This is a genomic window from Rhizobium sp. RU36D (assembly GCF_900176345.1).
GTDB lineage: Bacteria > Pseudomonadota > Alphaproteobacteria > Rhizobiales > Rhizobiaceae > Allorhizobium.
The window spans coordinates 113,887-138,476 of the sequence record NZ_FWXU01000001.1; the positions used below are offsets into that span (position 1 = coordinate 113,887).

General features: G+C 62.0%; 22 protein-coding genes and 1 tRNA gene. 13 read left to right on the forward strand and 10 right to left on the reverse strand.

Annotated elements, in window-relative coordinates:
- Nucleotides 1-54: 54 nt before the first annotated feature.
- Genes ung through B9A97_RS00595 form a run of 3 tightly spaced genes read right to left on the reverse strand, consistent with a single transcriptional unit; the run spans nucleotide 55 to nucleotide 2,208 of the window.
- Nucleotides 55-756: a uracil-DNA glycosylase gene (ung, locus tag B9A97_RS00585; RefSeq protein ID WP_084363038.1), complete on the reverse strand. Its 702-nt coding sequence runs from the start codon at nucleotides 754-756 to the stop codon at nucleotides 55-57.
- Between the two features lie 27 nt (nucleotides 757-783).
- The gene (locus B9A97_RS00590; RefSeq protein WP_084363039.1) at nucleotides 784-1,179 is read right to left on the reverse strand and encodes a VOC family protein; all 396 of its coding nucleotides are present in this window, start codon (nucleotides 1,177-1,179) and stop codon (nucleotides 784-786) included.
- 39 nt (nucleotides 1,180-1,218) lie between these two features.
- Nucleotides 1,219-2,208: an Ldh family oxidoreductase gene (locus tag B9A97_RS00595; RefSeq protein WP_084363040.1), complete on the reverse strand. Its 990-nt coding sequence runs from the start codon at nucleotides 2,206-2,208 to the stop codon at nucleotides 1,219-1,221.
- Between the two features lie 225 nt (nucleotides 2,209-2,433).
- Between B9A97_RS00595 and B9A97_RS00600 the strand changes: the two genes are divergently transcribed.
- The 10 genes from B9A97_RS00600 to B9A97_RS00650 all read left to right on the forward strand — a co-directional run bounded on the left by B9A97_RS00600 (nucleotide 2,434) and on the right by B9A97_RS00650 (nucleotide 13,618).
- The gene (locus B9A97_RS00600) at nucleotides 2,434-3,399 is read left to right on the forward strand and encodes a VOC family protein (protein WP_084363041.1); all 966 of its coding nucleotides are present in this window, start codon (nucleotides 2,434-2,436) and stop codon (nucleotides 3,397-3,399) included.
- A gap of 280 nt (nucleotides 3,400-3,679) precedes the next feature.
- Nucleotides 3,680-4,633 (forward strand): sugar-binding transcriptional regulator, encoded by a 954-nt coding sequence (locus tag B9A97_RS00610; protein WP_084363043.1) that lies wholly within the window; start codon nucleotides 3,680-3,682, stop codon nucleotides 4,631-4,633.
- A 148-nt stretch (nucleotides 4,634-4,781) separates the two neighbouring features.
- Nucleotides 4,782-6,095, forward strand: coding sequence for an ABC transporter substrate-binding protein (locus B9A97_RS00615; RefSeq protein ID WP_084363044.1), 1,314 nt, complete (start codon nucleotides 4,782-4,784; stop codon nucleotides 6,093-6,095).
- A 174-nt stretch (nucleotides 6,096-6,269) separates the two neighbouring features.
- Entirely contained in the window at nucleotides 6,270-7,142 is an 873-nt protein-coding gene (locus B9A97_RS00620) for a carbohydrate ABC transporter permease (protein ID WP_084363045.1), read from the forward strand.
- Between the two features lie 11 nt (nucleotides 7,143-7,153).
- Entirely contained in the window at nucleotides 7,154-7,978 is an 825-nt protein-coding gene (locus B9A97_RS00625) for a carbohydrate ABC transporter permease (protein ID WP_084363046.1), read from the forward strand.
- A gap of 48 nt (nucleotides 7,979-8,026) precedes the next feature.
- Nucleotides 8,027-9,025, forward strand: coding sequence for an ABC transporter ATP-binding protein (locus B9A97_RS00630; RefSeq protein WP_084363047.1), 999 nt, complete (start codon nucleotides 8,027-8,029; stop codon nucleotides 9,023-9,025).
- Nucleotides 9,022-9,798, forward strand: coding sequence for an L-iditol 2-dehydrogenase (locus B9A97_RS00635; RefSeq protein WP_084363048.1), 777 nt, complete (start codon nucleotides 9,022-9,024; stop codon nucleotides 9,796-9,798). The genes B9A97_RS00630 and B9A97_RS00635 overlap by 4 nt, the downstream gene beginning before the upstream one ends.
- Nucleotides 9,799-9,842: 44 nt before the next feature.
- Nucleotides 9,843-11,327: a mannitol dehydrogenase family protein gene (locus tag B9A97_RS00640; RefSeq protein ID WP_084363464.1), complete on the forward strand. Its 1,485-nt coding sequence runs from the start codon at nucleotides 9,843-9,845 to the stop codon at nucleotides 11,325-11,327.
- A 9-nt stretch (nucleotides 11,328-11,336) separates the two neighbouring features.
- Nucleotides 11,337-12,038 (forward strand): HAD family hydrolase, encoded by a 702-nt coding sequence (locus B9A97_RS00645; RefSeq protein WP_084363049.1) that lies wholly within the window; start codon nucleotides 11,337-11,339, stop codon nucleotides 12,036-12,038.
- The gene (locus tag B9A97_RS00650) at nucleotides 12,038-13,618 is read left to right on the forward strand and encodes an FGGY-family carbohydrate kinase (protein WP_084363050.1); all 1,581 of its coding nucleotides are present in this window, start codon (nucleotides 12,038-12,040) and stop codon (nucleotides 13,616-13,618) included. The genes B9A97_RS00645 and B9A97_RS00650 overlap by 1 nt, the downstream gene beginning before the upstream one ends.
- Nucleotides 13,619-14,291: 673 nt before the next feature.
- Here B9A97_RS00650 and dgcA read toward each other — a convergent pair.
- On the reverse strand, nucleotides 14,292-15,281 hold the full coding sequence (gene dgcA, locus B9A97_RS00665; RefSeq protein WP_143530281.1) for an N-acetyl-D-Glu racemase DgcA: 990 nt from the start codon (nucleotides 15,279-15,281) through the stop codon (nucleotides 14,292-14,294).
- A 177-nt stretch (nucleotides 15,282-15,458) separates the two neighbouring features.
- Here dgcA and mnmA point away from each other — a divergent pair, with 177 nt between their 5' ends.
- On the forward strand, nucleotides 15,459-16,655 hold the full coding sequence (gene mnmA / locus B9A97_RS00670; protein ID WP_084363053.1) for a tRNA 2-thiouridine(34) synthase MnmA: 1,197 nt from the start codon (nucleotides 15,459-15,461) through the stop codon (nucleotides 16,653-16,655).
- Nucleotides 16,656-16,787: 132 nt separating this feature from the next.
- Nucleotides 16,788-16,864 (forward strand) — tRNA-Met (locus tag B9A97_RS00675).
- Nucleotides 16,865-16,920: 56 nt separating this feature from the next.
- Here B9A97_RS00675 and B9A97_RS00680 read toward each other — a convergent pair.
- On the reverse strand, nucleotides 16,921-17,142 hold the full coding sequence (locus tag B9A97_RS00680) for a hypothetical protein (RefSeq protein ID WP_084363054.1): 222 nt from the start codon (nucleotides 17,140-17,142) through the stop codon (nucleotides 16,921-16,923).
- Nucleotides 17,143-17,256: 114 nt separating this feature from the next.
- Nucleotides 17,257-17,892, reverse strand: a complete 636-nt coding sequence (locus B9A97_RS00685; RefSeq protein WP_084363055.1) for a trimeric intracellular cation channel family protein — start codon at nucleotides 17,890-17,892, stop codon at nucleotides 17,257-17,259.
- Nucleotides 17,893-18,101: 209 nt separating this feature from the next.
- Here B9A97_RS00685 and B9A97_RS00690 point away from each other — a divergent pair, with 209 nt between their 5' ends.
- Nucleotides 18,102-18,680 (forward strand): transglycosylase SLT domain-containing protein, encoded by a 579-nt coding sequence (locus B9A97_RS00690; protein WP_084363056.1) that lies wholly within the window; start codon nucleotides 18,102-18,104, stop codon nucleotides 18,678-18,680.
- A 76-nt stretch (nucleotides 18,681-18,756) separates the two neighbouring features.
- On the opposite strand, the gene B9A97_RS00695 is transcribed toward B9A97_RS00690, so the two are convergent.
- The 4 genes from B9A97_RS00695 to serA all read right to left on the reverse strand — a co-directional run bounded on the left by B9A97_RS00695 (nucleotide 18,757) and on the right by serA (nucleotide 24,524).
- Nucleotides 18,757-19,719: a Tim44 domain-containing protein gene (locus tag B9A97_RS00695; RefSeq protein WP_084363057.1), complete on the reverse strand. Its 963-nt coding sequence runs from the start codon at nucleotides 19,717-19,719 to the stop codon at nucleotides 18,757-18,759.
- A gap of 250 nt (nucleotides 19,720-19,969) precedes the next feature.
- Complete coding sequence (gene cydB, locus B9A97_RS00700; RefSeq protein WP_084363058.1) at nucleotides 19,970-20,974, reverse strand: cytochrome d ubiquinol oxidase subunit II; 1,005 nt, start codon at nucleotides 20,972-20,974, stop codon at nucleotides 19,970-19,972.
- A complete protein-coding gene (locus B9A97_RS00705; RefSeq protein WP_084363059.1) occupies nucleotides 20,964-22,385 on the reverse strand; it encodes a cytochrome ubiquinol oxidase subunit I in 1,422 nt (473 codons plus the stop codon). Before B9A97_RS00705 ends, cydB begins: the two co-directional genes overlap by 11 nt.
- Before the next feature lie 543 nt (nucleotides 22,386-22,928).
- Entirely contained in the window at nucleotides 22,929-24,524 is a 1,596-nt protein-coding gene (gene serA / locus B9A97_RS00715) for a phosphoglycerate dehydrogenase (RefSeq protein WP_084363060.1), read from the reverse strand.
- Nucleotides 24,525-24,590 lie beyond the last annotated feature (66 nt).

Genomic DNA, 24,590 nt, shown 5'->3' on the forward strand with positions numbered 1-24,590 from the left:
CCCAGCCGACAGAGACGGATTGTTCTTGCTTTGTGAACGATTACCGGAAAGCGTTCACCCCTGCATCGGATCTTGCGGCAATTGCCAGTCGACCGGTTCGACGCCCCTGGATTCCAGGAAAGCATTGGTCTTGGAGAAGGGCTTGCTGCCAAAGAAGCCGTTATGCGCCGATAGCGGCGAGGGATGCGGCGACTTAAGCACAAGATGGCGTTGCTGGTCGACAAAGGCGGCCTTCTTCTGGGCATAAGAGCCCCAGAGGATGAAGACCACGCTGTCGCATTCCTCGTTGACGACCCTGATCACCGCATCGGTAAACCGCTCCCAGCCGCGGCCTTGATGCGCCGCTGCCTTGCCCTCTTCCACCGTCAGCACGCTGTTGAGCAGCAGCACGCCCTGCCGGGCCCAATGCTCCAAAAATCCATGCTGCGGCGGTTTGATGCCGAGATCGCTTTCCATTTCCTTGTAGATGTTGACGAGCGACGGCGGGATGCGCACGCCGGGCTGCACGCTGAAGCACAGGCCATGGGCTTGGCCTGCGCCGTGATAGGGATCCTGGCCCAGGATGACCACCTTGACCTCGTCGAGCGGGGTCAGATCCAGCGCGCGGAAATATTGCGAACCCTTGGGAAAGACATGCTTACCCTGGGCCTTTTCCTCCTGCAGGAAGGCCTTGAGTTCCCGCATGTATTCGCTCTCGAATTCGGGAGCCAGCGGCTCCTTCCAGCTTTCCTCGAGCTTCACATCACCTGCCGCCATGGCATCATTCCCCTCGTTATTGCCGGTTTAGAGATAGCGCCCGCGCCGCTGCAAAACCTCGATCTTGTAGCCGTCAGGATCGGTCAGGAAGAAGAACCGGGCGAGCGGCGCGCCGCCATGGGCCATGTCGATGATCTTGCCGGGCGCCATCATGGCCTCCGTCAGGCGCGCATGCTCGGCATCGAGGTCATCGACCGACACCGCCAGATGCCCGTAACCATCGCCCAGCGCATAGGGTTCCGTCCGCCCCTTGTTGATCGTCAGCTCCAGCTCGAAGCCGGTCTCGGCATTGCTCATGTAGATCAGCGTGAAGCTGTCGAACTCGACGCGATCCGCCACCGCAAGACCAAAGGCACGGGCGTAGAAGTCGACAGAACGGGCCTCGTCGAGCACCCGGATCATGGAATGGATCATCTTGGCCATTGCGGTACTCCTCGTATTTCCAAATCAACCATCAGCGCGTCAGGCCAAGGCCTCGACGGCTTTAACCACATCGTCCTCAATGTCGAGACCTGTCTCATAGGCCTGCCGCCGGAGGCTCTGGCCGCGACGGCCGGGAATACGCACACCCTCCTGCGCCGACAATTCCCCCGCCAGGCCCTTCAGCCTCTCGACCGTATGCTCACCGGTCGCGTCAGGATCAATGGCGATGATGGTCTGGCCAAGCCCCACGGGCGGCCCCTTGTCATCGAACAACGAAGAGGATTCATAGGCATAATTGGCATCGATAAGGCCTGCGGACAGGATCTCCACCATCAGCGCCAGTGCCGCACCCTTGGCGTCCCCCATCGGTGCCATGGTGCCGGCAAGGCCACGATGGGCATCGGTGGTGGAGTTGCCATCGACATCGAAGGCCCAGTCGGCCGGGATCGGTTCATTCTTCTGCGTCGCCGCCATGATCTTGCCGCGCGCGACCTTGGAGAGGGCCAGATCGATGACGATCGGATCCTCACCGGCAATGGGAACGGCAAAGGCAATCGGGTTGGTGCCATAGAGCGGCTTGCGCCCGCCCCAGGGCGCCATCGACGCCGGCGCATTGGCAAACATCAGGGCCACCAGCCCCTGCTCTGCAAAACGCTCGACCGTCAGCGCCATCACCCCCGCATGGTGGGAGCGATAAAGACCGGCAAGCGCAATGCCCTGGCGGCGCGCCATGTCCGGCAATTTCTCGACAGCAAGATCAAGCGCCGGATAAGCAAAACCGTTGGCAGCGTCGATCCGCAGCACGCCGGGCCGAGTAGCACTGGCAATCGGCGTTGCCTTGCCATCCACCTTGCCAGCGACGGCCTGCGCGGCATAGGCCGGTACGCGCCGCAGGCCATGCCCACTTTGCCCGGCTGCCTCCGCCGCCACGAGGGCGCGGGCCACTGGAACCGCGTTTTCGCTGGTTACACCGCTTGCGCTGAGCGCTCGCAGCACCAGTGCCTCGGCTTCCGCGACCATCAGTTTCATGCGATTTCCGTTCGATTCTGTGCCTGAAAGAGGCGCTTTGCGTTGCCTTGCCCCACGATCGGGTGCCACTCTTGAATAGCCAAGGCCAACGAAAGTGCAAGGGCGCGGCGATGTCGGTTACCGGTCATGCGGCTTGTCCGGTCAGACCATACAGGCCGGCCGCCACCCTTGGCATCGGACGAAGAACGGCTAAAACAGTGCTTGGCATTGTCAGGAGGAGACACCATGACCGAGACCCCGGAGCCCTGCTACGACGTCGCCCATCTGGGCCATGTCGAAGTTCTCACCAACAAGTTTGACGAGAGCCTTGATTTCTTCACCCGCGTCTATGGGCTGAAGGAAAGCGGGCGGGACGAAAACTCCGCCTATCTGCGGGCCTGGGACGACTATGAATTCCACACGCTGAAGCTCACGCGCTCCGATACGACAGGCGTCGGCCACATCGGCTATCGTGTCTCTTCACCACAGGCGCTGGAACGACGCGTCAAGGCGATCGAGGCGAGCCGCTTCAAAGTGATAGGCTGGGTGGACGGCGACATGGGCCACGGCAAGGCGTTCCGCTTCGAGGATCCCTTCGGACACGTGTTCGAACTCTACTGGGATACCAATCGCTACGTTCCGCCGGCAGAAGACAAGCCGGCCCTGAAAAACATGTCGAGCCGGTTCCACGCCCAGGGTGCAAGCCCGCGCCGCCTCGACCACCTGAACCTCCTTTCATCCGATGTGACCGAATTCCGCGACTTCATGGTGACCTGCCTCGGCAGCCGCGTGACGGAACAGATCCAGTTGGACAATGGCCGGCTCGGCGGCTGCTGGTTCACCGTCAACAACAAGACCTACGACCTCGCCTGCACAGAAGAGCATGGCGGCGGCAGCGGCCGCTTCCATCACGTCACCTATGCCACCGACCAGCGCGAGGACATCCTGCGCGCCGCCGATATCTTCCTGGAAAACGGCGTCCATATCGAAACCGGCCCGCACAAACACGCGATCCAGGGCACCTTCTTCCTCTATGTCTGGGAGCCCGCGGGCAATCGCGTCGAGCTTGCCAATGCCGGTGCAAGGCTGATCCTGGCACCGGACTGGCAAACCGTGACCTGGACCGAAACCGAGCGCAAGAAGGGCCAGGCCTGGGGTCTCAAGACCATCGAGACCTTCCACACCCACGGCACGCCACCGGTGAAGAAATAGGCGGCTTGCCTGTTGGGGCTACCCCCTCTGCCCTGCCGGGCATCTCCCCCTCAAAGGGGGAGATCGGATGGAGCCGCTGCGCCAATTCCATTGCGACGCAAGTGAGCAGGTGGGGATCGCGCCGCTTGCGGATCTCCCCCCTTGAGGGGGAGATGCCCGGCAGGGCAGAGGGGGGTACCCCGCAATGCAACCGAGCCACCCATTTCCAAGGCTCCCGCTATAGCTGATTGATTGACAGGCCCACGGACCGCCGCTACCGATTAGCACCGGAAGGATCATCATGGCACGCAAGGCAGGCAATCAGGGACGGTTTGACGACGCTGCCCGCGCGGGCTGGCTCTATTACGTGGCCGGGCGTACCCAGGACGAGATTGCCTCCATCATGGGGATTTCCCGCCAGAGCGCCCAGCGGCTCGTCTCGCTGGCGGTGGCGGAAAAGCTGATCAAGGTTCGTCTAGACCACCCCATCGCCACCTGCCTCGAGCTTGCCGATGCCGTGCAGCAGAAGTTCAACCTGCGGCAGGTCGAGGTGGTGCCCTCCGATCCCGGTTCCGATTCGGCCACGTCGGGTATCGCCGAAGCAGGTGCCGCCGAAATCGAGCGGTGGCTGAAGCAGACCGATCCCCTGATCATGGCGATCGGGACTGGCCGCACGCTGCGCGCCGCTGTCGATCAGCTGCTGCCGATGGAATGTCCCCAGCACCGGATCGTGTCGCTGACGGGAAATGTCAGCCCCGACGGCTCGGCGGCCTATTACAACGTCATCTTCTCCATGGCCGACGCCATCAAGGCCCGGCATTTCCCCATGCCGCTGCCCGTTCTCGTATCCTCGCGCGAGGAGCGGGAACTGCTGCACAGCCAGGCACTGGTCCATCCAACGGTGGAACTGGGCGCCAAGGCCGACGTCACCTTTGTCGGTATCGGCGATCTCGGCCTGAATGCACCGCTGCTGGTCGACGGCTTCCTGCAGACGGCGGAGATGGAGAGCCTGATGGCCGAGGGCGCCGTCGGCGAAATCTGCGGCTGGATCTTCGATGCCAATGGAAAGCTGCTGGAAAACTCCGTCAACGACCGGGTTGCCAGCATTGCGCTGCCCTCGCGGGAAAACAGCTGTGTCATCGGCATGGCCAAGGGCAAGCGCAAGCATGCCGCCATTCGCGGGGCCGTGTTGGGCGGGCATGTCAACGCCCTCATTACCGACGAAGATGCGGCACGCTACCTGCTTCGCGGCTGATCCCCATTAAATTTTTCCTTTTCGGCACAATCGCTTAACTGCGTCTTTCGGCGCTGCAGCATGGATTCTGCATTGACTTTCTGCGCCGATGAATCGAGTAATTGCCCATGAGCAAAGCGAATGCTCATTTCTCTTCTGGGAGGAAGATATGACATTGAAGACGATTCTGCTGGGCGCATGCTCGGCTCTGGCATTGGCTGGCATGGCTTCTGCCGAAACCCTCACCATCGCAACGGTCAACAACGGCGACATGGTCCGCATGCAGGGCCTGACGAGCGAGTTCACCGCGAAAAACCCCGACATCACGGTCGAATGGGTCACGCTCGAAGAAAACGTCCTGCGTGAACGCGTCACCACTGACGTTGCCACCAAGAGCGGCCAGTACGACATTATGACGATCGGCACCTATGAAGTGCCGATCTGGGCCAAGCAGGGCTGGCTGCTGCCGCTCGACAATCTCGGCGCCGATTACGATGTCGACGACCTCCTGCCGGCCATCCGTTCGGGCCTGACCGGCGAAGACGGCAAGCTCTATGCGGCGCCCTTCTACGGCGAAAGCTCGATGGTCATGTACCGCAAGGACCTGATCGAAAAGGCCGGGCTGAAGATGCCCGACGCACCGACCTGGGACTTCATCGCTGATGCGGCCCGCAAGATGACCGACCGCGCCGCCGGCATCAACGGCATCTGCCTGCGCGGCAAGGCCGGCTGGGGTGAGAACATCGCCTTCCTGACGGCAACGGCCAATGCTTTCGGTGCTCGTTGGTTCGATGAGAACTGGAAGCCGCAGTTCGACCAGCCCGAATGGAAGAATGCGCTCGACTTCTACGTCAAGCTGATGAACGACGCCGGCCCGCAGGGCGCCTCGTCCAACGGCTTCAACGAGAATCTGGCGCTGTTCCAGCAGGGCAAGTGCGGCATGTGGATCGATGCCACGGTTGCGGCCTCCTTCGTCACCAATCCGAAGGATTCGACCGTTGCCGACAAGGTGGGCTTCGCGCTCGCTCCGGATACCGGCCTCGGCAAGCGTGGCAACTGGCTTTGGGCCTGGAACCTCGCGATCCCGGCTGGCTCGCAGAAGGCTGAAGCAGCCGAGAAGTTCATCTCCTGGGCAACCAGCAAGGCCTATCTCGAGCTCGTCGCCTCCAAGGAAGGCTGGGCAAACGTTCCTCCGGGCACCCGCACCTCGCTCTATGAGAATGCGGAATACCAGAAGGCAGCGCCCTTCGCCAAGATGACGCTCGACTCGATCAACGCTGCCGATCCGAAGAACCCGACCGTCAAGCCGGTGCCTTATGTCGGCGTCCAGTTCGTGGCGATCCCGGAATTCCAGGGTCTCGGCACGACCGTGGGCCAGCTGTTCTCGGCAGCACTTGCCGGGCAGATGTCGGTTGACGACGCACTCGCCCAGGCACAGCAGGTCTCGACCCGCGAAATGACCCGCGGCGGCTACATCAAGTAAGTTTCCCACCCAGGGGAAAGACGCTGCCCGGATCGCAAGCCGGGCAGCCATGTCAATGGCGCCGCGCCCCAGCCTGCCGTTTGGGCGCGGATGTCTCTGGGCAAAACCAAGAACGAGCTGACACGCTAGGAGGCCATGACGGCCGCGACGTCAGCCATGAGGGTGGGTGCAGCTATGGCAACGCAAAACACGAAGACGCTGGCGCGTCTGATGATGGCGCCCTCCGTGGGCCTTCTCCTGATCTGGATGATCGTTCCCCTGGCGATGACGCTGTGGTTCTCGTTCCAGAACTATAATCTGCTGAACCCTGCCAATGTCAGCTTCGGCGGCCTGTTCAATTACCAGTATTTCTATACGGATCCTGCCTTCTTCCAGTCCATCTGGAACACGCTGCTGATCGTTGGCGGCGTGCTTTTTATCACCGTGATCGGCGGCATCGCCATCGCGCTTCTGCTCGACCAGCCGATGTTCGGCCAGGGCATCGTGCGCATCATGATCATCTCGCCCTTCTTCGTCATGCCGCCGGTGGCGGCACTCGTCTGGAAGAACATGATCATGCATCCCGGCTATGGCGTGCTGGCAGACATCAACCGAGCGCTCGGTTTCCAGCCGGTGGACTGGTTCGCGCAGTATCCGCTGTTTTCGATCATCATCATCGTTGCCTGGCAGTGGCTGCCATTCGCGACGCTTATCCTGCTCACCGCCCTGCAATCCCTTGATGGGGAGCAGAAGGAAGCGGCCGAGATGGATGGCGCCGGCTTCATCAGCCAGTTCATCTACCTGACGCTGCCCCACCTCGCCCGCGCGATCACCGTCGTCATCCTGATCCAGACCATCTTCCTGCTCGGGGTCTATGCCGAAATCCTGGTCACGACCAATGGCGGCCCGGGCTACGCCTCCACCAACCTCGCCTTCCTGATCTATCGCACGGCGCTGCTCGGCTATGACGTAGGCGGTGCATCGGCAGGCGGCATCATCGCAGTCATCCTCGCCAACGTGGTCGCCTTCTTCCTGATGCGCGCCGTCGGCAAGAACCTTGATCGCTGAGGAGAAGACATATGGCTCGCGCAGTCTCGACAAAACGCAAGATCGCCTTCTCGCTCGCCGCTTGGATCGTGGCATTGGTGATCTTCTTCCCGATCCTCTACACGCTCATCACCTCGGTGAAGACCGAGACCGAGGCGATCCAGGGCTTTGACCTCATCCCGTCGTTCACGCTGGAAAACTACGTGACGGTGCAGACGGAGCGCGACTACTTCAAGCCCTTCATGAACTCCGTGGTGATCTCGGTCGGCTCCACCATCCTGGCGCTGATCGTCGCGATCCCCTCGGCCTGGGCCATGGCGTTCTCGCCAACGAAAAGGACCAAGGACATCCTGATGTGGATGCTCTCCACCAAGATGATGCCGGCGGTCGCCGTTCTCGTGCCGATCTATCTCTTGTTCCGCGATTTCGGCCTGCTCGACACCCGCATCGGCCTGACCATCATGCTGATGCTCATCAACCTGCCGATCGTCGTCTGGATGCTCTACACCTATTTCCGCGAGATCCCCGGCGAGATCCTGGAGGCCGCGCGCATGGACGGCGCCTCCCTGTTGAACGAGATCATCTATGTGCTGACGCCGATGGCGGTTCCCGGCATCGCCTCGACCATGCTCTTGAACATCATCCTGGCCTGGAACGAGGCCTTCTGGACCATCCGCCTGACGACCACGAACGCGGCACCGCTGACGGCCTTCATCGCCTCCTTCTCAAGCCCGCAGGGTCTGTTCTGGGCCAAGCTCTCGGCAGCCTCGACGCTCGCCATCGCGCCCATCCTGATCATGGGCTGGTTCAGCCAGAAGCAACTCGTGCGCGGCCTGACATTCGGCGCGGTGAAATAAGACAAGTCGGCAATCCGACACGGCCTGATGGCCACGGGGAGAACACATATGGGTAACATCGTACTCAACAAGGTCACCAAATCCTTCGGGGCAACCACGGTCATCCCCGGCATCGACCTCGACATCAAGGAAGGCGAATTCGTCGTCTTTGTCGGCCCCTCCGGCTGCGGCAAGTCCACCCTGCTGCGCCTCATCGCCGGCCTTGAAGACACAACGACCGGCAAGATCATCATCGATGGCCGCGATGTGACGGACGAAGCGCCCGCCAAGCGTGGCCTCGCCATGGTGTTCCAGTCCTACGCGCTCTATCCGCATATGAGCGTGCGCAACAACATCGCCTTCCCCCTGAAGATGGCCAAGCTCGACCAGGCGACCATCGACAAAAAGGTGACGGACGCCGCCCGCGTATTGAACCTCACCAACTATCTCGACCGGCGCCCCGGCCAGCTCTCGGGCGGCCAGCGCCAGCGCGTAGCGATCGGCCGCGCCATCGTGCGCGAACCCTCGGCCTTCCTGTTCGACGAACCGCTGTCCAACCTCGACGCCTCGCTGCGCGGCACGATGCGGCTGGAGATCAGCGAACTGCACTACCAGCTAAAAACCACGATGATCTACGTCACCCATGACCAAGTCGAAGCCATGACCATGGCCGACAAGATCGTGGTGCTGAATGCAGGCCATATCGAACAGGTCGGCTCGCCGCTCGACCTCTACAACAAGCCCGACAACATCTTCGTTGCCGGCTTCATCGGCTCGCCGCGCATGAACTTCGCGACGGGAGAAATCGCCTCCGGCTTCAATGCCCACACGATCGGTTTCAGACCGGAACATATCCGGCTGTCGAAGGAGAGCGGCACATGGTCCGGTGTCGTCGGTGTGGCCGAGCATCTGGGATCCGATACCTTCCTGCACGTCAAGGTCGACAAGATCGGCATGGTGACCGTGCGCACCAGCGGCGACGTGCCCGTCTCCCATGGCGATACCGTATTCCTGACCCCCGACCCCGCACGCATGCACCGCTTCAACGACAAGGGGCTGGCGATATGACTGGCAGGCTCCAGGGAAAATCGGCGCTGATCACGGGTTCGGCCCGCGGCATCGGCCGCGCCTTCGCCGAGGCCTATGTCCGCGAGGGCGCAACAGTCGCGATAGCCGATATCGATTTCGCCCGCGCCAGCCGCACGGCGAGCGAAATCGGCGAGGCCGCCTATGCCGTGAAGCTTGATGTTACCGACCAGGCCTCCATCGACGCCGCCATCAGGGCAGTTGAGGACAAGAACGGCGGCCTCGATATCCTAATCAACAACGCTGCTCTCTTTGATCTCGCACCAATCGTCGAGATCACCCGCGAGAGCTATGACCGTCTCTTCTCGATCAACGTCGCTGGCTCGCTGTTCATACTGCAGGCCGCCGCCAAGTCCATGATCGCGCGCGGCAAGGGCGGCAAGATCATCAACATGGCAAGCCAGGCCGGCCGGCGCGGCGAAGCTCTGGTGGCCGTCTACTGCGCGACCAAGGCCGCCATCATCTCGATTACCCAATCCGCCGGGCTCGACCTCATCAAGCACGGCATCAATGTCAACGCGATCGCCCCCGGCGTCGTCGATGGCGAACATTGGGACCATGTCGACGCGCTATTCGCAAAGCATGAAAACCGGGCGCTGGGCGAGAAGAAGAAGCTGGTTGGTGAATCCGTTCCGTTCGGCCGCATGGGGCGCGCCGAGGATCTGACCGGCATGGCGATCTTCCTCGCCTCACCGGACGCCGACTACATCGTCGCCCAGACATACAATGTCGACGGCGGCAACTGGATGAGCTGAGGCCATCCGATCTTTCAATGCCTCTCGATTTCGAGGATACCGACATGACCTGCAAACTCTCGCTCGCAACCCTTGAACAGGCCGCACAGACGGCCGCCGTACCGGCCTATGCCCGCGAGCGGCTGAAGGCGGGCATCCTGCATTTCGGCGTCGGCAATTTCCACCGCGCCCACCAGGCCATCTACCTTCACGAGCTGTTCAACCGGGGCAAGGACCTAGATTGGGCCATTCTTGGCGCCGGTGTGATGGCATCCGACCAGAAGATGAAGGAAAAGCTGGCGGCGCAGGATTTCCTGACGACGGTTGTCGAGCAGGACAACAATGTCAGCAAGGCGACCGTAACAGGGCCGATGGTCGGTATCCTCACCGCGCCGGATTTCGACCAGATCATAGCCGCCATGGCGGACCCGGCGATCAGAATCGTTTCGATGACGATCACCGAAGGCGGCTATTTCATCGACCCGGCAACCGGCCATTTCGACCCCACCCACCCGGCGATCGTCGCCGACAGCCAGAACCCGGCCAGCCCTAAGACCGTGTTCGGGTTGATCATCGCAGGCCTCAAGGCGCGCCGCGATGCCGGCATCGCGCCGTTCACCGTGATGTGCTGCGACAACATTCCCGGCAACGGCGAGGTGACGGAAGCGACGGTGACGGGGCTGGCCAAGCTGTCCGACCCTGATTTCGCCCATTGGATCCACGAGAATGTTGCCTTCCCCAATTCCATGGTGGATCGCATCACACCGGCCACCGGCGACCGCGAGGTTACCATGACCCGGGAAGTCTACGGGATCGAAGACAACTGGCCCGTCTTCTGCGAGGAATTCAAGCAATGGGTGATGGAGGACAAGTTCCCGCTTGGCCGCCCGGCGCTGGAAGAGGTAGGCGTAACCTTCGTACCCGATGTTGCCCCCTATGAGCTGATGAAACTGCGCATCCTCAATGGCGGCCACGCGGCGATCGCCTATCCGGCGGCGCTGATGGACATCCACTTCGTGCACGAGGCGATGGAAAACCCGCTGATCCGCGCGTTTCTCGCCAAGCTGACCCATGACGAGATCATCCCGGTGGTGCCGCCGGTGCCGAACACCAGCCTTCAGGACTATGCCGCGCTGATCGAAAGCCGCTTCTCCAATCCCAAGATCGGCGACACCATTCCACGGCTGGCTCAGGACGGTTCCAACCGCCAACCGAAATTCATCCTTCCGTCCACGGCAGACCGCCTGGCCAAGGGGCTCGACATCAAGGGCCTGGCGCTGGTTTCCGCGCTCTGGTGCCGCTATTTCGAGGGCAAGTCCGACAGTAGACAGGACATCGTGTTCAACGATGCCAGCGCCGAGCGCCTGCAGGCAACGGCGCTTGCCTCCCGCACCGACCCGAACATCTTCCTCGGCCTCTCCGATATCTTTGGCAAAGTCGGGGAAAGCCAGTTTTTCCGCAAGCGATTCGCAGAGGCTCTTGCTAGCTTGCGCGAGGTCGGCACCGCGCAAACCCTGCAGCGGTATCTCGACGGCACGCTTGGGGGATAGGAAGACCGCATGACCGAGACGGCACGCCAGCTGATCATTTTCGATTGCGATGGCGTGCTCGTGGACAGCGAGCCGATCTCGATCGAGGTTCTGGTCGATGCCTTGAGCGCGGCCGGCATGCCGATCGACAGCGAGATGGTGCATCGCCGCTTCCTGGGCCGCAGCCTCGGTGCCGTTATCTCGACCGCCCGGGACGAATACGGCCTCGACATCAACGAGGCCTTTCTCTCAGCGATGCGGGCCAGCCTCTATGATCGTTTCCGCGCTGAACTGGAGCCCATGGCAGGGATATCAGAGGCTGTCAGAGGCCTCGCCCAGGAGAATTTCGACTGGTGCGTCGCCTCCTCCAGCCAGAAGGAGCGCATCGAGCTGTCGCTGACGGTGACGGGCCTGATCGATTGCTTTCCCAACATCTTTTCCGCCACCATGGTGGAACGCGGCAAGCCGGCGCCGGATCTCTTTCTGTTTGCGGCGCGCCAGATGGGCTACGAGCCCTCGCGCTGCATCGTCATCGAAGACAGCCCCGCCGGGGTTGAAGCGGCAAAGGCCGCCGGCATGACGGTGTTTGCCTTCACCGGCGGTGGCCATGCCAAGGGCACGCATTATCATCAGGCCCTGCTGGCCCTTGAACCCGATCAGACGTTTGACGCCATGGCCGATTTGCTCCACCTTGTGGCAAAAACAGGCGACAGGGACGGAAACCAGCCATAATGCGCGACCACGTAATTGCGGTGGATGTCGGAACGGGCAGTGCGCGCGCCGGCGTCTTCGACCAAGCGGGCGCCCTTTTGGCCCGGTGCGAACGGCCGATCCTGCTCTATCGCCCGCGTGACGACAGAGGCGAGCATGATTCGGAAGAAATCTGGGCCGCAAGCTGCGGCGCGGTGCGGGATGCGCTGGCAGAAAGCGGCATAGACGCAGCACGCATCGCCGCCATGGCCTTCGACGCCACCTGTTCCCTCGTCTTGCGCGGCGCCGATGGCACCCAACTGCCCCTGACTCAGACCGCAAGCCATCGCTTCGATACCATCGCCTGGCTCGACCACCGGGCAACGGCAGAAGCCGATGAATGCAGCCGCACCGGCCACAAGGCAGTGCTGCATTCCGGCGAGGTGATGTCTCCGGAGATGGAAATCCCCAAGCTGATGTGGCTGAAGCGGCACCGGCCGGACCTCTGGCAGCGCGCCGGCCTGTTTCTCGACCTTGCCGATTTCCTCACCTGGAAGGCGACCGGCTCCCCCGCCCGCTCCCGATGCACGCTGACCGCCAAATGGACCTACATGGCGCAGTCCGACAACGGCTGGCAGCGGGATTTTCTGGCCATGGTCGGTCTTGAAGATCTGACCGAGCGTGGTGGATTGCCGGATGAAACGGTCCCGATCGGTGCCGCTGTCGGCACGCTGTCGGCGGAGGCTGCAGCCGCCTTTGGACTTGACGAAGGCATTCCGGTCGCCGCGGGCATGGTGGATGCCTATGCCGGCGCACTGGGCGTGCTTGGCTCGTCCGGCGGCAATGACGACAGCCTTGATGGCCAGGTCGCCATCATCGGCGGCACGTCGAGCTGCATCATCGCCTTTGCCAGAGAGCCGCGTTTTGGCCGCAGCCTCTGGGGTCCCTATTACGAATCCGTCTTTCCGGAGCACTGGCTGGTGGAGGCCGGGCAATCGGCCACCGGCGGCTTGCTCAACCACCTGCTGCAGATCCACAGCGCCACAGCGGACTCGAGCGTCCCGCGCCACCAGCAGGTGATCGCCCGCATCCTGGAACTCAAGGCGGAGGAAGGGCCTGACTTCGCCGATGGCATCAATATCCTGCCGGACTTCCACGGCAACCGCTCTCCGTTTGCCGATCCGCACATGACAGGCGTCATTTCGGGCCTGACGCTGGACACCTCCTTCGATGGCCTCTGCCGGCTCTATTGGCGCGCCTGCGTAGCGATCGCGCTTGGGCTGAAGCAGATCCTCGATACCATGGGCCAGAGCGGCTATGCCCATGAGCGCATCACGCTGACAGGCGGCCATGTGAAGAACCCATTGCTGACCCAGCTCTATGCCGACGTGACCGGCTGCCCGATCGTGCTGCCCGACGTCGCCGACGCGGTTCTGCTCGGAACGGCCATCAACGCGGCCACATCGGCGGGTTGGCATCCCACGCTGTTTGCATCAGGCACCGCCATGCGCCGCGGCGGCAAGGTGATTGCGCCGGATACCTCCGCTGCCAGCCGCTACGAACGGGACTACAAACGCTTCCTTGCCATGCAACGGCATCGGGCGGAACTGAGTGAGATGTAAGCTTAGTGCCGCTGCGGGCTTGTTGAATGAATAGCCCTCATCCATGTGGGGGCCAGCACAAATGTGTTAAGGCGGTCGTATGAAAACAAGGGCATTTCAGCGTCCGCTTCTTATTGCGCTTGGCTTTGGCGTACTCGTTGGTGTGATCGTTGCGTCCATGGTGACCATGATTGTAATGCGCAACGGAACGCATGCCGCATATTGTCCCGCATCAAGTGCAGTGTGGATCATTCCGTGTGTCCCGACTGCGACTTCTATCTTGATGTTTGGTTGGGTAGTGTTGCTCTTCAGTCTGCCAATTTCCATGATCCTGTTCCTCATTTTCAGGATCAAGCGTTAGCCCCAACGCCCAAACACAGGGAGAGGTGCGCCGAGCAAAGCAACGGCATCGGGCGGAGCTGAGCGGGATGTAGCCGCAAGGCGTGTACTGGCACCGATGGCGATGCACTTATGGTCACCCCCCTCTGCCCTGCCGGGCATCTCCCCCACAAGGAGGGAGATCGGCTTGGCGATGTCGTCCGCTCCCTATCAAAGCAAACCGTGCGCCGATAGCTCTTGGCGAGGCATTCGCCGCGAGTCGATCTCCCTCCTTGTGGGGGAGATGTCCGGCAGGACAGAGGGGGGTAAGCCGCAAACGCTATCGTATCGTATGCCGGGATCGAAAAACGATTGCTCACCCCCAAAGCCCAGCCTCTGGCGCGAACATCGTCGACCCCTCATAGCGGATCGGCACCTCCCGATCCCCCGCCAGGAGCAGCGGCCCGTCGAGGTCGACAAATCCTGCCCCCTGCCCCACCAGGAAGGCCGGGGCCATGGCGAGCGACGTGCCGAGCATGCAGCCGACCATGATGTCGAACCCCGCCACGACGGCAGCGTCACGCATGACGAGTGCCTCGGTCAGGCCGCCCGTCTTGTCGAGCTTGATATTGACGGCATCATATTTGCCGGCGAGCTTTGTAAGCGAGGCGGTGTCGTGGCAGCTTTCATCCGCGCAGATTGGCAAAGGTCGCGCGATGCCCAGAAGCGCACTGTCATCGGCCGCCGGCAGCGGCTGCTCGACCAGGGCCACGCCAAGCCGCGACAGAACGGGCGCAAGCTCCAGATATTGCGACACCGTCCAGCCCTCATTGGCATCGACGATGATGCGGCTCTCCGGCGCGCCCTGGCGCACTGCCTCGATCCGCTCCAGATCGCCCTCGCCACCCAGCTTGACCTTCAACAGCGGCCGCGTCGCATTCTTGGCCGCTGCCGCCCGCATGCTCTCGGGCGTTCCCAAAGACAGGGTAAAGGCCGTTTGCAGGGGTTGCGGTGCCACAAGCCCGGCGAGTTGCCAGGCCGGCTTGCCCACCCGCTTGGCCTCCAGATCCCAGAAGGCACAGTCCAGCGCGTTGCGGGCGGCGCCCGGCGGAAGCAGGCCTTGCAGGGCGAAGCGGTCGAGACCATCGGCCAGCGCGCCACGCACCGAAAGGATCGTCGCAATCACGCCCTCGACGGTCTCGCCATAGCGGGCATAGGGCACGCACTCGCCACGCCCCCGATGAACGCCATCCGACAGCGTGACCGTGACCACGCGGATCTCGGTGCGGGAGCCCCTTGATATGGTGAAGGCACCATCGACGGGAAACCGTTCTTCAACTGCCTCGAGCGTCACTCTGGACCCCATGTCAGACCTCATTGCACACCATGCCGAATCACTGCCTCTTGCCTGAAGGGGCAATCCTTTCTATATCCGTCAACAATAGCGGCGAAATCGCGTTTTCGCCTGCCCGCAAGCGGCTCCGTCCCGGTCCAGTGCACCGGGAGACTGCGCCGAGCAACCCTTTTATTTGCCGAGACGCCCGTGAATACGCTCGATTTTGACAAGAAGCCGGAAGATACCCGCGTCGTCGTCGCCATGTCCGGTGGCGTCGATTCCTCCGTCGTGGCCGGCCTGCTGAAACGCGAGGGCTACGACGTCATCGGCATCACGCTGCAGCTTTATGATCACGGCGCCGCGGTGCACCGGGCCGGTTCCTGCTGCGCCGGCCAGGACATCGACGACGCGCGCCGCGTCTGCGAAACCCTTGGCATTCCCCATTACGTGCTGGACTATGAACAGCGCTTCCGCGACACGGTCATTAACCCGTTCATGGACAGCTATGTCGCTGGCGAAACACCGATCCCCTGCGTGGCCTGCAACCAGACGGTCAAGTTTGCCGATCTCCTGGCGACGGCACGAGAGCTCGGTGCGGATGCCCTGGCCACAGGCCACTATATCCGCTCGAAATCCGTGCCGCTGACCAATGACCCAGATCACCGCGCCCTGTTCCGTCCCATCGACAGCGAGCGCGACCAGAGCTACTTCCTGTTCGCCACCACGCAGGAACAGATCGACTACCTGCGCTTTCCCTTGGGCGGCATGTCAAAGGCGGAAACCCGCAAGCTTGCCGAGGACATGGGCCTCGTCGTCGCCAAGAAGGCCGATAGCCAGGACATCTGTTTCGTGCCCCAGGGCAAGTATGCCGATATCATCACCAAGCTGAAGCCGAATGCGGCATTGGCCGGCGACATCGTGCATCTGGACGGCCGCGTGCTGGGCCAGCATGACGGCATCCTGCACTACACCATCGGCCAGCGCAAAGGCCTCGGCGTTGCCACCGGTGAACCGCTCTATGTGGTCTATCTCGACGCCCGCTCGCGCCGCGTCGTCGTCGGCCCGCGTGAGGCGCTGGAAACCCACCGCGTTTATCTGCGCGACATCAACTGGCTCGGCGACCGGACGCTGGCGGAAGAAGCGGCCGACGGTTTCGCCTGCTTCGCCAAGGTGCGCTCGACCCGCCCGCCGACGCCTGCCGTGCTGCACAGCGATGCCAACGGCACCTATGTCGAGCTCGAACAAGGCGAAGCCGGCGTTGCACCCGGACAGGCCTGCGTCATCTATTCCGCCCCCGGCCCCGACGCCCGCGTCTATGGCGGCGGATTCATCGAACGCTCGGAACGATCCGGCGCCGCCGAGGCAAGCCTGAAGGCTCTGCTGGCCGACACGGTCGCGGCATGACACGGCACTGAAAGCGCTGGCGATTTTTCCCGCGGCAAAGACGATGACAGTGCTTGACAGGGTGCGCGGCAGCACCTTATAAGCCGGCCAACCTAATCGACGGGGCGGCTTTCAGTCTCTCCGGACCCCTGTGGCGGGGTAGCTCAGTTGGTGAGAGCGCAGGATTCATAACCCTGAGGTCGGCAGTTCAATTCTGCCTCCCGCTACCATTTTTCTCTTGTAGATGCTGGATTTTTAAGCGCTGCTAAGTGCGATTGCGCGCCTGTCAGTCGCGCAGTTCGGGGCCTGTTTCCAACATATAAATCAGCTCATCCTTAGAGCGAAACCCTGCCTTGAAGAGTTGAACGATCGAGGCGGCAAAATCGTCGGCCTCGGCGGTTTTCGCGTCGAAGCCCCGGGTTTTGCGCAATTCATCGAAGACGCTCTGCAGCACCTGCAGGTCTTCCGGCAGGATGGCGCCGTCATCGTCAAAAAATCGCGCTGGCATTCAGCATGGTCCCCCTGCGAATCGCACCAGTGCATTGTCCGCATCACGTGATAGGTTTGTATGCGAACAACCCTATCAGTCAATTGCCGTCTACGCTGGCACCAACATCATAGCCTACAACACGTCGTCGGGGTTGCGGCCGGGCAACGCCCTGCCAATCGGCAGCGTCCAGCCGTAGTGAAGGGCACCGCCCCGCACGATGAAGGCCGCGAGCACGCCGAGCGTCGACGCCGCCCAGAGCGGCAATGCCAGCCAGGAGGCAGCCACGAAGACGAAGGAGCCGACCAGCGCGGCGGTGACATAGATCTCCGGCCGCAGCAGGACGGACGGCTCATTCGCCAGCAGATCGCGCAGCACGCCGCCAAAGGTGGCGGTCAGGGCGCCGGTGACCAGCGCCACCGTCATGGAGCCGCTTGCGGCCAATCCCTTGGCCGCCCCCATCACGCAATAGGCAGACAGCCCGACCGCATCGAGCCAGACGAGCACACGGTAGCGCGACTGGAACAGATGGGCGGTGAAGAACAGGAGGACGGCCACTGCCGCGCAGACGATCAGCGGCGCCGGGTTCAGCACCCAGAAGACAGGCGTGGCGCCCAGGATCACGTCGCGCAGCGTGCCGCCGCCAATGCCTGTGGCCGATGCCAGGAAGACATGGCCGATGATGTCAAGCTGCTTGCGGGAGGCAGACAAGGCGCCGGTCGCCGCAAACACCGCAATACCGGCATAGTTCAAGATCTCCAGGATCGGCATAGTCTTTCCTCCCAATCCGACCCGGCGCGTCACACGGCAGCGACAGCGCAGGCCACGGGCGAACCATCGGCTTTCTGTCCCGCAAGCACAATCAGGCACTGCTGTTTTGCACAGTTGGTCCAGATCGCCGGGAGCCTGATTTTTTTAGGTACAAGCATACCTTTTATTAAATTTTTAACATTAGGCTCGCCGGAAAGAGAGGTCTGGCGATGCGTAGCGTTTTTGTCGTTATCCTTCTGGCGTCGACTTTGGCTGGCTGTGCCACGCCACCGAGCCACACGCGCAATGCTTGCGCCATATTCGATCAGCGGGATAGCTTCTTCAACAATTGGCGCAGCGCGACCGAGCATGCCTCGCGCCAATATGGCGTGCCGGTGCCGATCATCCTGGCGACGATCTATACCGAATCCGGCTTCCGTCATAATGCGCGCCCACCGCGCACCAAGCTTTTCGGCTTCATACCCTGGAAACGGCAATCGACGGCCTATGGCTACTCCCAGGCTCTGGACGGAACCTGGGACCGCTATCAGCGCGAGACCGGACGCGGCGGCGCGCGGCGCACCAATTATGCCGATGCCGTACAGTTCATCGGCTGGTATCACCGCGACAGCCATGAAAAAGCGGGCATTCCGCTCAACGACCCCTACAATCTTTACCTTGCCTATCACTCCGGCGTGGAAGGCTATAAGCGCGGGTCATGGCGCAGCCGCCCGGAGGCGACGCGCGGCGCCAAACGCTTCACCGACATCACCTACACCTATGCCCGTCAGTTGCAGAGCTGCGACTGAACTCCCCCTGTTCTCATGCCATGCAAAAAGGCGGCCGGTTGCCCGACCGCCTTTCTTTTTGTCTCAATCAGATCGCTTAGTTAGCGCCCTGGATGGCCGAGATCAGCCACTCGCCACGGCCCTTGCGGGTGAATGTCCAAAGCTCAACCGATTCCGACGGCTTGTCCGGGTCGCCTTCGACCACTTGGCCGCTCGCACGGTCGCGCATGACGTCGATCGCCTCGTAACGCATCGCCACCGTCGCATAATCCACAGGGCCTTCGCGCCAGGTTTCTGCAACGTCGCCCTGGACGAGATGCACATCGCGCACCTCGTTCTTCAGGCCCTTTGTGGCGTTCTCGCTCAATTCCTCGGCCAGATAGGACATCGCCTCCGGCGTCGTGATCTTGCGAAGCGCCGCGTAGTCTTCAGCAGCGTAAGCCGCCTGCAACTGCTTCAGCATTGCTTCGAAACGGTCGAGGTCGACATTGGAAATGCCGATTTCATCCGGGTTCTTCGGCCGTGCCGGGGCAGCGGCAGCGCCACCCATGCGCGGCATCTGGAACGGAGCCTGGCCGGCACCACCCGACATGTCCTGGCGGGCGGAATAGCTGGCACCGGGGGCAGCCGGCTGCTGGCGACGGGCGAACATGCGCATCAGGAAGCCGATAAGCAGGGCGATCAGGATGCCCTGGAAGATCAGGCCCAGGAAGCCGAAGCCGCCGCCGAAACCGGTACCAAGCAGCATGCCGAACAGGCCGCCCATCAACAGGCCACCCATGAGGCCGCCACCAAGACCGCCGAAGATGCCGTTACGGGCCGGTGTCGTCGCATTCGGTGCAGCGGCCGGACGGGTCGCCTGGCTCTGTGGCGTCATCGTGCGTTCGATCGGCGCGGCCGGAGCCGGGGCCGTGCGCGTGGCAGGTGCGGAGTCAAATGTCCGCGTACCGCGGCTGCCGAAACCGCTGCCGGCGCGCCGGGCTTCGGCGAAATCGACAGCGGACATCATGACCACCATGCCAATCGCCAGAGTTGCAAATAACTTACCGTAGCTGCGCATCGATCCATCCCATTTTTAAGAACGCCGAGCAAACCCGGCAGATTTTATTTACATATGAGGACTGCGGCCCCGGATTGAAAGGGCCGGCTGCTCGTTTTTCATCGGGGGCTGAAGTTCGGTTAAGGCTTGCTTGCTCACGCTCCAAGCCAGAACTTGATGCCGTATCCCACAATCGTCACCGTCCCGACGCCGGCGGCCCATAGACCCACGAACCACAAGAGCCTGGATCCCCACGAACGATTGTCGTCCATCAGTGATAGCCCTCCTCCGGATTGACCTTTCCGCGGAACACCCAATAGGCATAGCCCGTATAGATCAGGATGATCGGCACCAGGACCACAGCGCCGACGAGCAGGAAGGCCAGGCTTTCATCCGGCGCCGCCGCTTCCCAGATGGTGAGCGATGTCGGCACGATATAGGGATAGAAGCTGATCCCGATGCCGGCATAGCCAAGGACGAACAGCCCGAGCGATGCCAGGAAAGGCTGCGTATCGCGCTCATTGCGCAGGCCCGTGAAGAGCAGATAGAGGCAGCCCAGCACCAGAAGCGGCACGATGATCGAGAAGATCATGGTAGGGTAACCGAACCAGCGGGCAAGGTAGAGCGGCTCGAGAAACGGCGTCCAGAGGCTGAACACACCCATGGCCGCAATGGTCGCAATGGCAAGCCGCAGCGACAGGACCCTCGCCTTCTCGGCCAGCTCGCCTGCGGTTTTCATGACCAGCCATGTGGCGCCGAGCAGAGCATAGCCGATGACCAGCGCCAGACCGGTCGCCAGCGAGAACGGGGTGAGCCAATCCCACCAGCCGCCGGCATAGGCGCGATCGACCACGGGAATGCCCTGCACCAGCGCGCCAAGTGCCACGCCTTGGGCGAAGGCCGCCAGCATGGAGCCACCGGCAAAGGCCCAGTTCCACAGATACTCGGCCCGCTTGGTGCGCCAACGATATTCGAAAGCGACCCCCCGGAAGATGAGCCCCAACAGCATAGCGATGATAGGGGCGTAGAGCGCCGGAAGGATGGTGGCATAGGCCAGCGGGAAAACGGCCATCAGCCCGCCGCCGCCGAGCACCAGCCAGGTCTCATTGCCGTCCCACACCGGCGCGACCGAGTTCATCATCACATCCCGGTCGTGCTTATGGGGAAAGAACGGGAAGAGAATGCCGACACCGAGATCGAAACCATCAAGGATGACATAGGCAAGCACGGCAAAGGCGATGATGCCCGCCCAGATGAAAGCGAGATCAATGACCATGATGGCCTCCCTGATGCGACGTGCCATGAGTCTGGGCGGCCGGCGTGATGCCGGCGGTGCGGATCGGCCCCTCGTCGAGATCCGGCATCGGATCCCGCGGCAGGCGGGCCATCAGGCGGAGAATGTAGAAGGTACCGGCACCGAAAACGATGAAATAGACGATGACGAAGGCGATCAACGACGCCGCAACCGCAGGCGCCGCGATTGGCGACAGGGACTCCGACGTCAGCATATGGCCATAGACGGTGTAGGGCTGACGACCGACCTCCGTCGTCACCCAGCCCGCCAGCACGGCGATGAAGCCCGAGGGTCCCATAACCACCGCCGCGCGATGCAGCCAGGCATTTTCCCGCAGGGTACCACGATACCGACACCACAGGCTCCACAATCCGAGCCCCAGCATGGCGAAACCGATCGCCACCATGATGCGGAATGACCAGAAGACGATGGCCACGGGCGGTTCGCGATCATCCGGGATCGTATCGAGGCCGGCCAGAGGCGCGTTCAGGTCGTGCTTCAGGATCAGACTCGATAGTTTCGGGATCTCGATGGCGTAATCGACACGCTTTTCCTCCTGGTTCGGGATGCCGAACAAGATAAGCGGCGCCCCATCGGGATGGCTGTCGAAATGGCCTTCCATGGCCATGACCTTGGCCGGCTGGTGCTCCAGCGTGTTGAGGCCATGGAAATCGCCGGCAATGATCTGGATCGGCGCAACGATGGCCGCCATCCACATCGCCATGGAGAACATCTTGCCCGCCCGGCGCGGCGCGGTATGACGCAGCAGATGCCAGGCACCAACCGCGCCGACCACGAAGGCGGTCGTAAGATAGGCGGCAATGACCATATGTGTGAGGCGATAGGGGAAGGACGGGTTAAAGACGATTGCCCACCAGTCCACCGGTATGAACTGCCCGACATCGTTCATCGCAAAACCATCAGGCGTCTGCATCCAGGAATTGACCGCCAGGATCCAGGTGGCCGAGATCAGCGTGCCGAGCGCCACCATGCCCGTTGCAAGAAAATGCAGTCCTGGCCCTACCCGGTTCATGCCGAACAGCATGACACCGAGGAAGCCCGCCTCCAGGAAGAAGGCCGTCAGCACCTCATAGCCCATCAGCGGACCGATAACGGGTCCGGCCTTCAGCGAAAAGACACTCCAATTCGTCCCGAACTGATAAGCCATCACGATGCCCGACACGACGCCCATGCCGAAGGCGACGGCAAAGATCGTCTTCCAGAAATTGAACAGCTCGAGATAGACCTTGTCCTTCTTCCATAGCCACAGCCCTTCGAGCACGAAGAGGTAGCTCGCCAGTCCGATGGAAAAGGCGGGAAAGATGATGTGGAAGGATACTGTGAAGGCAAACTGTATGCGGGCCAGAATTTCTGCGTCGAAATTGTCAAACATCGCACTACCCCTGACGAAACCGAACTCCAGAGCACGCGGCAATCTTCAGGATGCCCACCGTACCCAGGCCGTTTGTTTCCATGCCTGTCAATCTAGAAAACTCAGGCGCTACTTTAGCAACATAGGCTCTAGAACTGATAAACAGCAAATAGGCCAATAGGGCTGGGGATCAATGCGACACGCAGTCCATGCCATGCGTCAGGACCGCGCACTGCAGCAGCTCGTCGGGAGCCCCAACCCGCAAATGCAAAAAGCCCGACGCCGAGAGTTGCGCGTCGGGCTTGAAAACTAACGATTAGGCTGTCGGGAACCGTCGCTCGGACAAAGGTTAAGCTTTCCGCTTGCGGCTCCCCCCCCTCTGGCCTGCCGGCCATCTCCCCCTCAAGGGGGGAGATCGAACTGCGCCGATCTGTCCGTGAAAAAACGGGCCAGCATCTTGCGAGGGTGACGTCAGCGGCTCCAGCCGATCTCCCCCCTTGAGGGGGAGATGCCTGGCAAGGCAGAGGGGGGTTCCGACAATGCCACGATGCTGTTTATTGACCGTCAGTCGATGTTGAACGTAAGCGGCTTGGCCTGCTTGATCGCCGGATTGGCGGTCAGCTTATCCAAAACGGCCTGGTCGATCGGACCGTCGACATAAAGCAGAGCGATGGCATCGCCACCCTGCTTGTCGCGACCCAGCTGGAAGTTGGCAATGTTGACGCCGGCGTCGCCGAGCGTGGTGCCCATGAAGCCGATCATTCCGGGGACGTCGGTATTGGTGATGTAGACCATGTGCTGGCCGACATCGGCGTCCATGTTGATGCCCTTGATCTGGATGAAGCGCGGCTTGCCATCCGAGAACACGGTGCCGGCAACCGAGCGCGTCTGGCGGTCGGTGGTGACGGTCAGCTTGATATAGCCGTCATAGACGCCGGTCTTGTCGCGCTTGACCTCGGAGACGATCACGCCCTTCTCCTTCACCATAACAGGTGCGGAGACCATGTTGACATCGGCAACCTGCGGACGGATCAGGCCGGCCAGCAGCGCGGAGGTCAGCGCCTTTGTGTTCATCGTCGCGGTGACGCCGTCGAACAGGATCTCGATTTCCTTGATCGGGCCTTCCGTGACTTGGCCGACAAAGGCGCCGAGAACATCGGCGAGCCTGATGAACGGCTTCAGGATCGGTGCTTCCTCGGCGGTGATCGAGGGCATGTTGATGGCGTTGGAAACCGCACCCTTGATCAGATAGTCCGACATCTGCTCGGCCACCTGCAGCGCAACATTCTCCTGGGCTTCCGTTGTGGAGGCGCCGAGATGCGGGGTGCAGACCACATTCGGCAGGCCGAAGAGCGGGCTTTCGGTGGCCGGCTCAACCTCGAACACGTCGAAACCAGCGCCGGCGACATGACCCGACTTGATCGCGTCAGCCAAAGCGGCCTCGTCCACAAGGCCGCCACGGGCGCAGTTGATGATGCGCACGCCGGGCTTGGTCTTGGCGATGTTTTCGCGGCTCAGAATGCCGCGCGTCTTGTCGGTCATCGGCACATGCAGGGTGATGAAGTCGGCCTGGGCCAGCAGGTCATCCAGCTCCACCTTGGTCACGCCCATTTCCTGGGCGCGTTCGGCCGAGAGGAAGGGGTCGTAAGCCAGCACGCGCATGCCGAGGCCGATGGCCTTCTTGCAGACGATGCCGCCGATATTGCCGGCGCCAATGACGCCGAGCGTCTTGCCGGTGATTTCGACGCCCATGAACTTGGACTTTTCCCACTTGCCGGCTTGGGTCGAGGCATCGGCCTGCGGCAGCTGGCGGGCGACGGCAAACATCAGCGCGATGGCATGTTCCGCCGTCGTGATGGAGTTGCCGAACGGCGTGTTCATGACGATGATACCGCGGCGCGATGCGGCCGGAATATCGACATTGTCGACGCCGATGCCCGCACGGCCGATGACCTTGAGGTTCGTGGCAGCGGCAATCAGCTTTTCCGTCGCCTTGGTGGCGGAGCGGATGGCCAGGCCATCGTAGTTGCCGATGATCTCGGCGAGCTTTTCCTTGTCCTTGCCGAGCTTCGGCTGGAAATCGACTTCAACGCCGCGATCGCGAAAGATCTGGACGGCGGTTTCCGACAATTCGTCGGATACGAGAACGCGAGGTGCCATGACGAGGCCTCCTTCAAAGAGTTCGTTTCATTGGGAATGATGAGAATTCAAAATGGCTCCGCCGTC

Excerpts from the sequence above, each read along its gene's own strand:
- ung (WP_084363038.1), bottom strand. The coding sequence starts at position 756 with ATGGCGGCAGGTGATGTGAAGCTCGAGGAAAGCTGGAAGGAGCCGCTG.
- B9A97_RS00590 (WP_084363039.1), bottom strand. The coding sequence starts at position 1,179 with ATGGCCAAGATGATCCATTCCATGATCCGGGTGCTCGACGAGGCCCGT.
- B9A97_RS00595 (WP_084363040.1), bottom strand. The coding sequence starts at position 2,208 with ATGAAACTGATGGTCGCGGAAGCCGAGGCACTGGTGCTGCGAGCGCTC.
- B9A97_RS00600 (WP_084363041.1), top strand. The coding sequence starts at position 2,434 with ATGACCGAGACCCCGGAGCCCTGCTACGACGTCGCCCATCTGGGCCAT.
- B9A97_RS00610 (WP_084363043.1), top strand. The coding sequence starts at position 3,680 with ATGGCACGCAAGGCAGGCAATCAGGGACGGTTTGACGACGCTGCCCGC.
- B9A97_RS00615 (WP_084363044.1), top strand. The coding sequence starts at position 4,782 with ATGACATTGAAGACGATTCTGCTGGGCGCATGCTCGGCTCTGGCATTG.
- B9A97_RS00620 (WP_084363045.1), top strand. The coding sequence starts at position 6,270 with ATGGCAACGCAAAACACGAAGACGCTGGCGCGTCTGATGATGGCGCCC.
- B9A97_RS00625 (WP_084363046.1), top strand. The coding sequence starts at position 7,154 with ATGGCTCGCGCAGTCTCGACAAAACGCAAGATCGCCTTCTCGCTCGCC.
- B9A97_RS00630 (WP_084363047.1), top strand. The coding sequence starts at position 8,027 with ATGGGTAACATCGTACTCAACAAGGTCACCAAATCCTTCGGGGCAACC.
- B9A97_RS00635 (WP_084363048.1), top strand. The coding sequence starts at position 9,022 with ATGACTGGCAGGCTCCAGGGAAAATCGGCGCTGATCACGGGTTCGGCC.
- B9A97_RS00640 (WP_084363464.1), top strand. The coding sequence starts at position 9,843 with ATGACCTGCAAACTCTCGCTCGCAACCCTTGAACAGGCCGCACAGACG.
- B9A97_RS00645 (WP_084363049.1), top strand. The coding sequence starts at position 11,337 with ATGACCGAGACGGCACGCCAGCTGATCATTTTCGATTGCGATGGCGTG.
- B9A97_RS00650 (WP_084363050.1), top strand. The coding sequence starts at position 12,038 with ATGCGCGACCACGTAATTGCGGTGGATGTCGGAACGGGCAGTGCGCGC.
- dgcA (WP_143530281.1), bottom strand. The coding sequence starts at position 15,281 with ATGGGGTCCAGAGTGACGCTCGAGGCAGTTGAAGAACGGTTTCCCGTC.
- B9A97_RS00680 (WP_084363054.1), bottom strand. The coding sequence starts at position 17,142 with ATGCCAGCGCGATTTTTTGACGATGACGGCGCCATCCTGCCGGAAGAC.
- B9A97_RS00685 (WP_084363055.1), bottom strand. The coding sequence starts at position 17,892 with ATGCCGATCCTGGAGATCTTGAACTATGCCGGTATTGCGGTGTTTGCG.
- B9A97_RS00690 (WP_084363056.1), top strand. The coding sequence starts at position 18,102 with ATGCGTAGCGTTTTTGTCGTTATCCTTCTGGCGTCGACTTTGGCTGGC.
- B9A97_RS00695 (WP_084363057.1), bottom strand. The coding sequence starts at position 19,719 with ATGCGCAGCTACGGTAAGTTATTTGCAACTCTGGCGATTGGCATGGTG.
- cydB (WP_084363058.1), bottom strand. The coding sequence starts at position 20,974 with ATGGTCATTGATCTCGCTTTCATCTGGGCGGGCATCATCGCCTTTGCC.
- B9A97_RS00705 (WP_084363059.1), bottom strand. The coding sequence starts at position 22,385 with ATGTTTGACAATTTCGACGCAGAAATTCTGGCCCGCATACAGTTTGCC.
- serA (WP_084363060.1), bottom strand. The coding sequence starts at position 24,524 with ATGGCACCTCGCGTTCTCGTATCCGACGAATTGTCGGAAACCGCCGTC.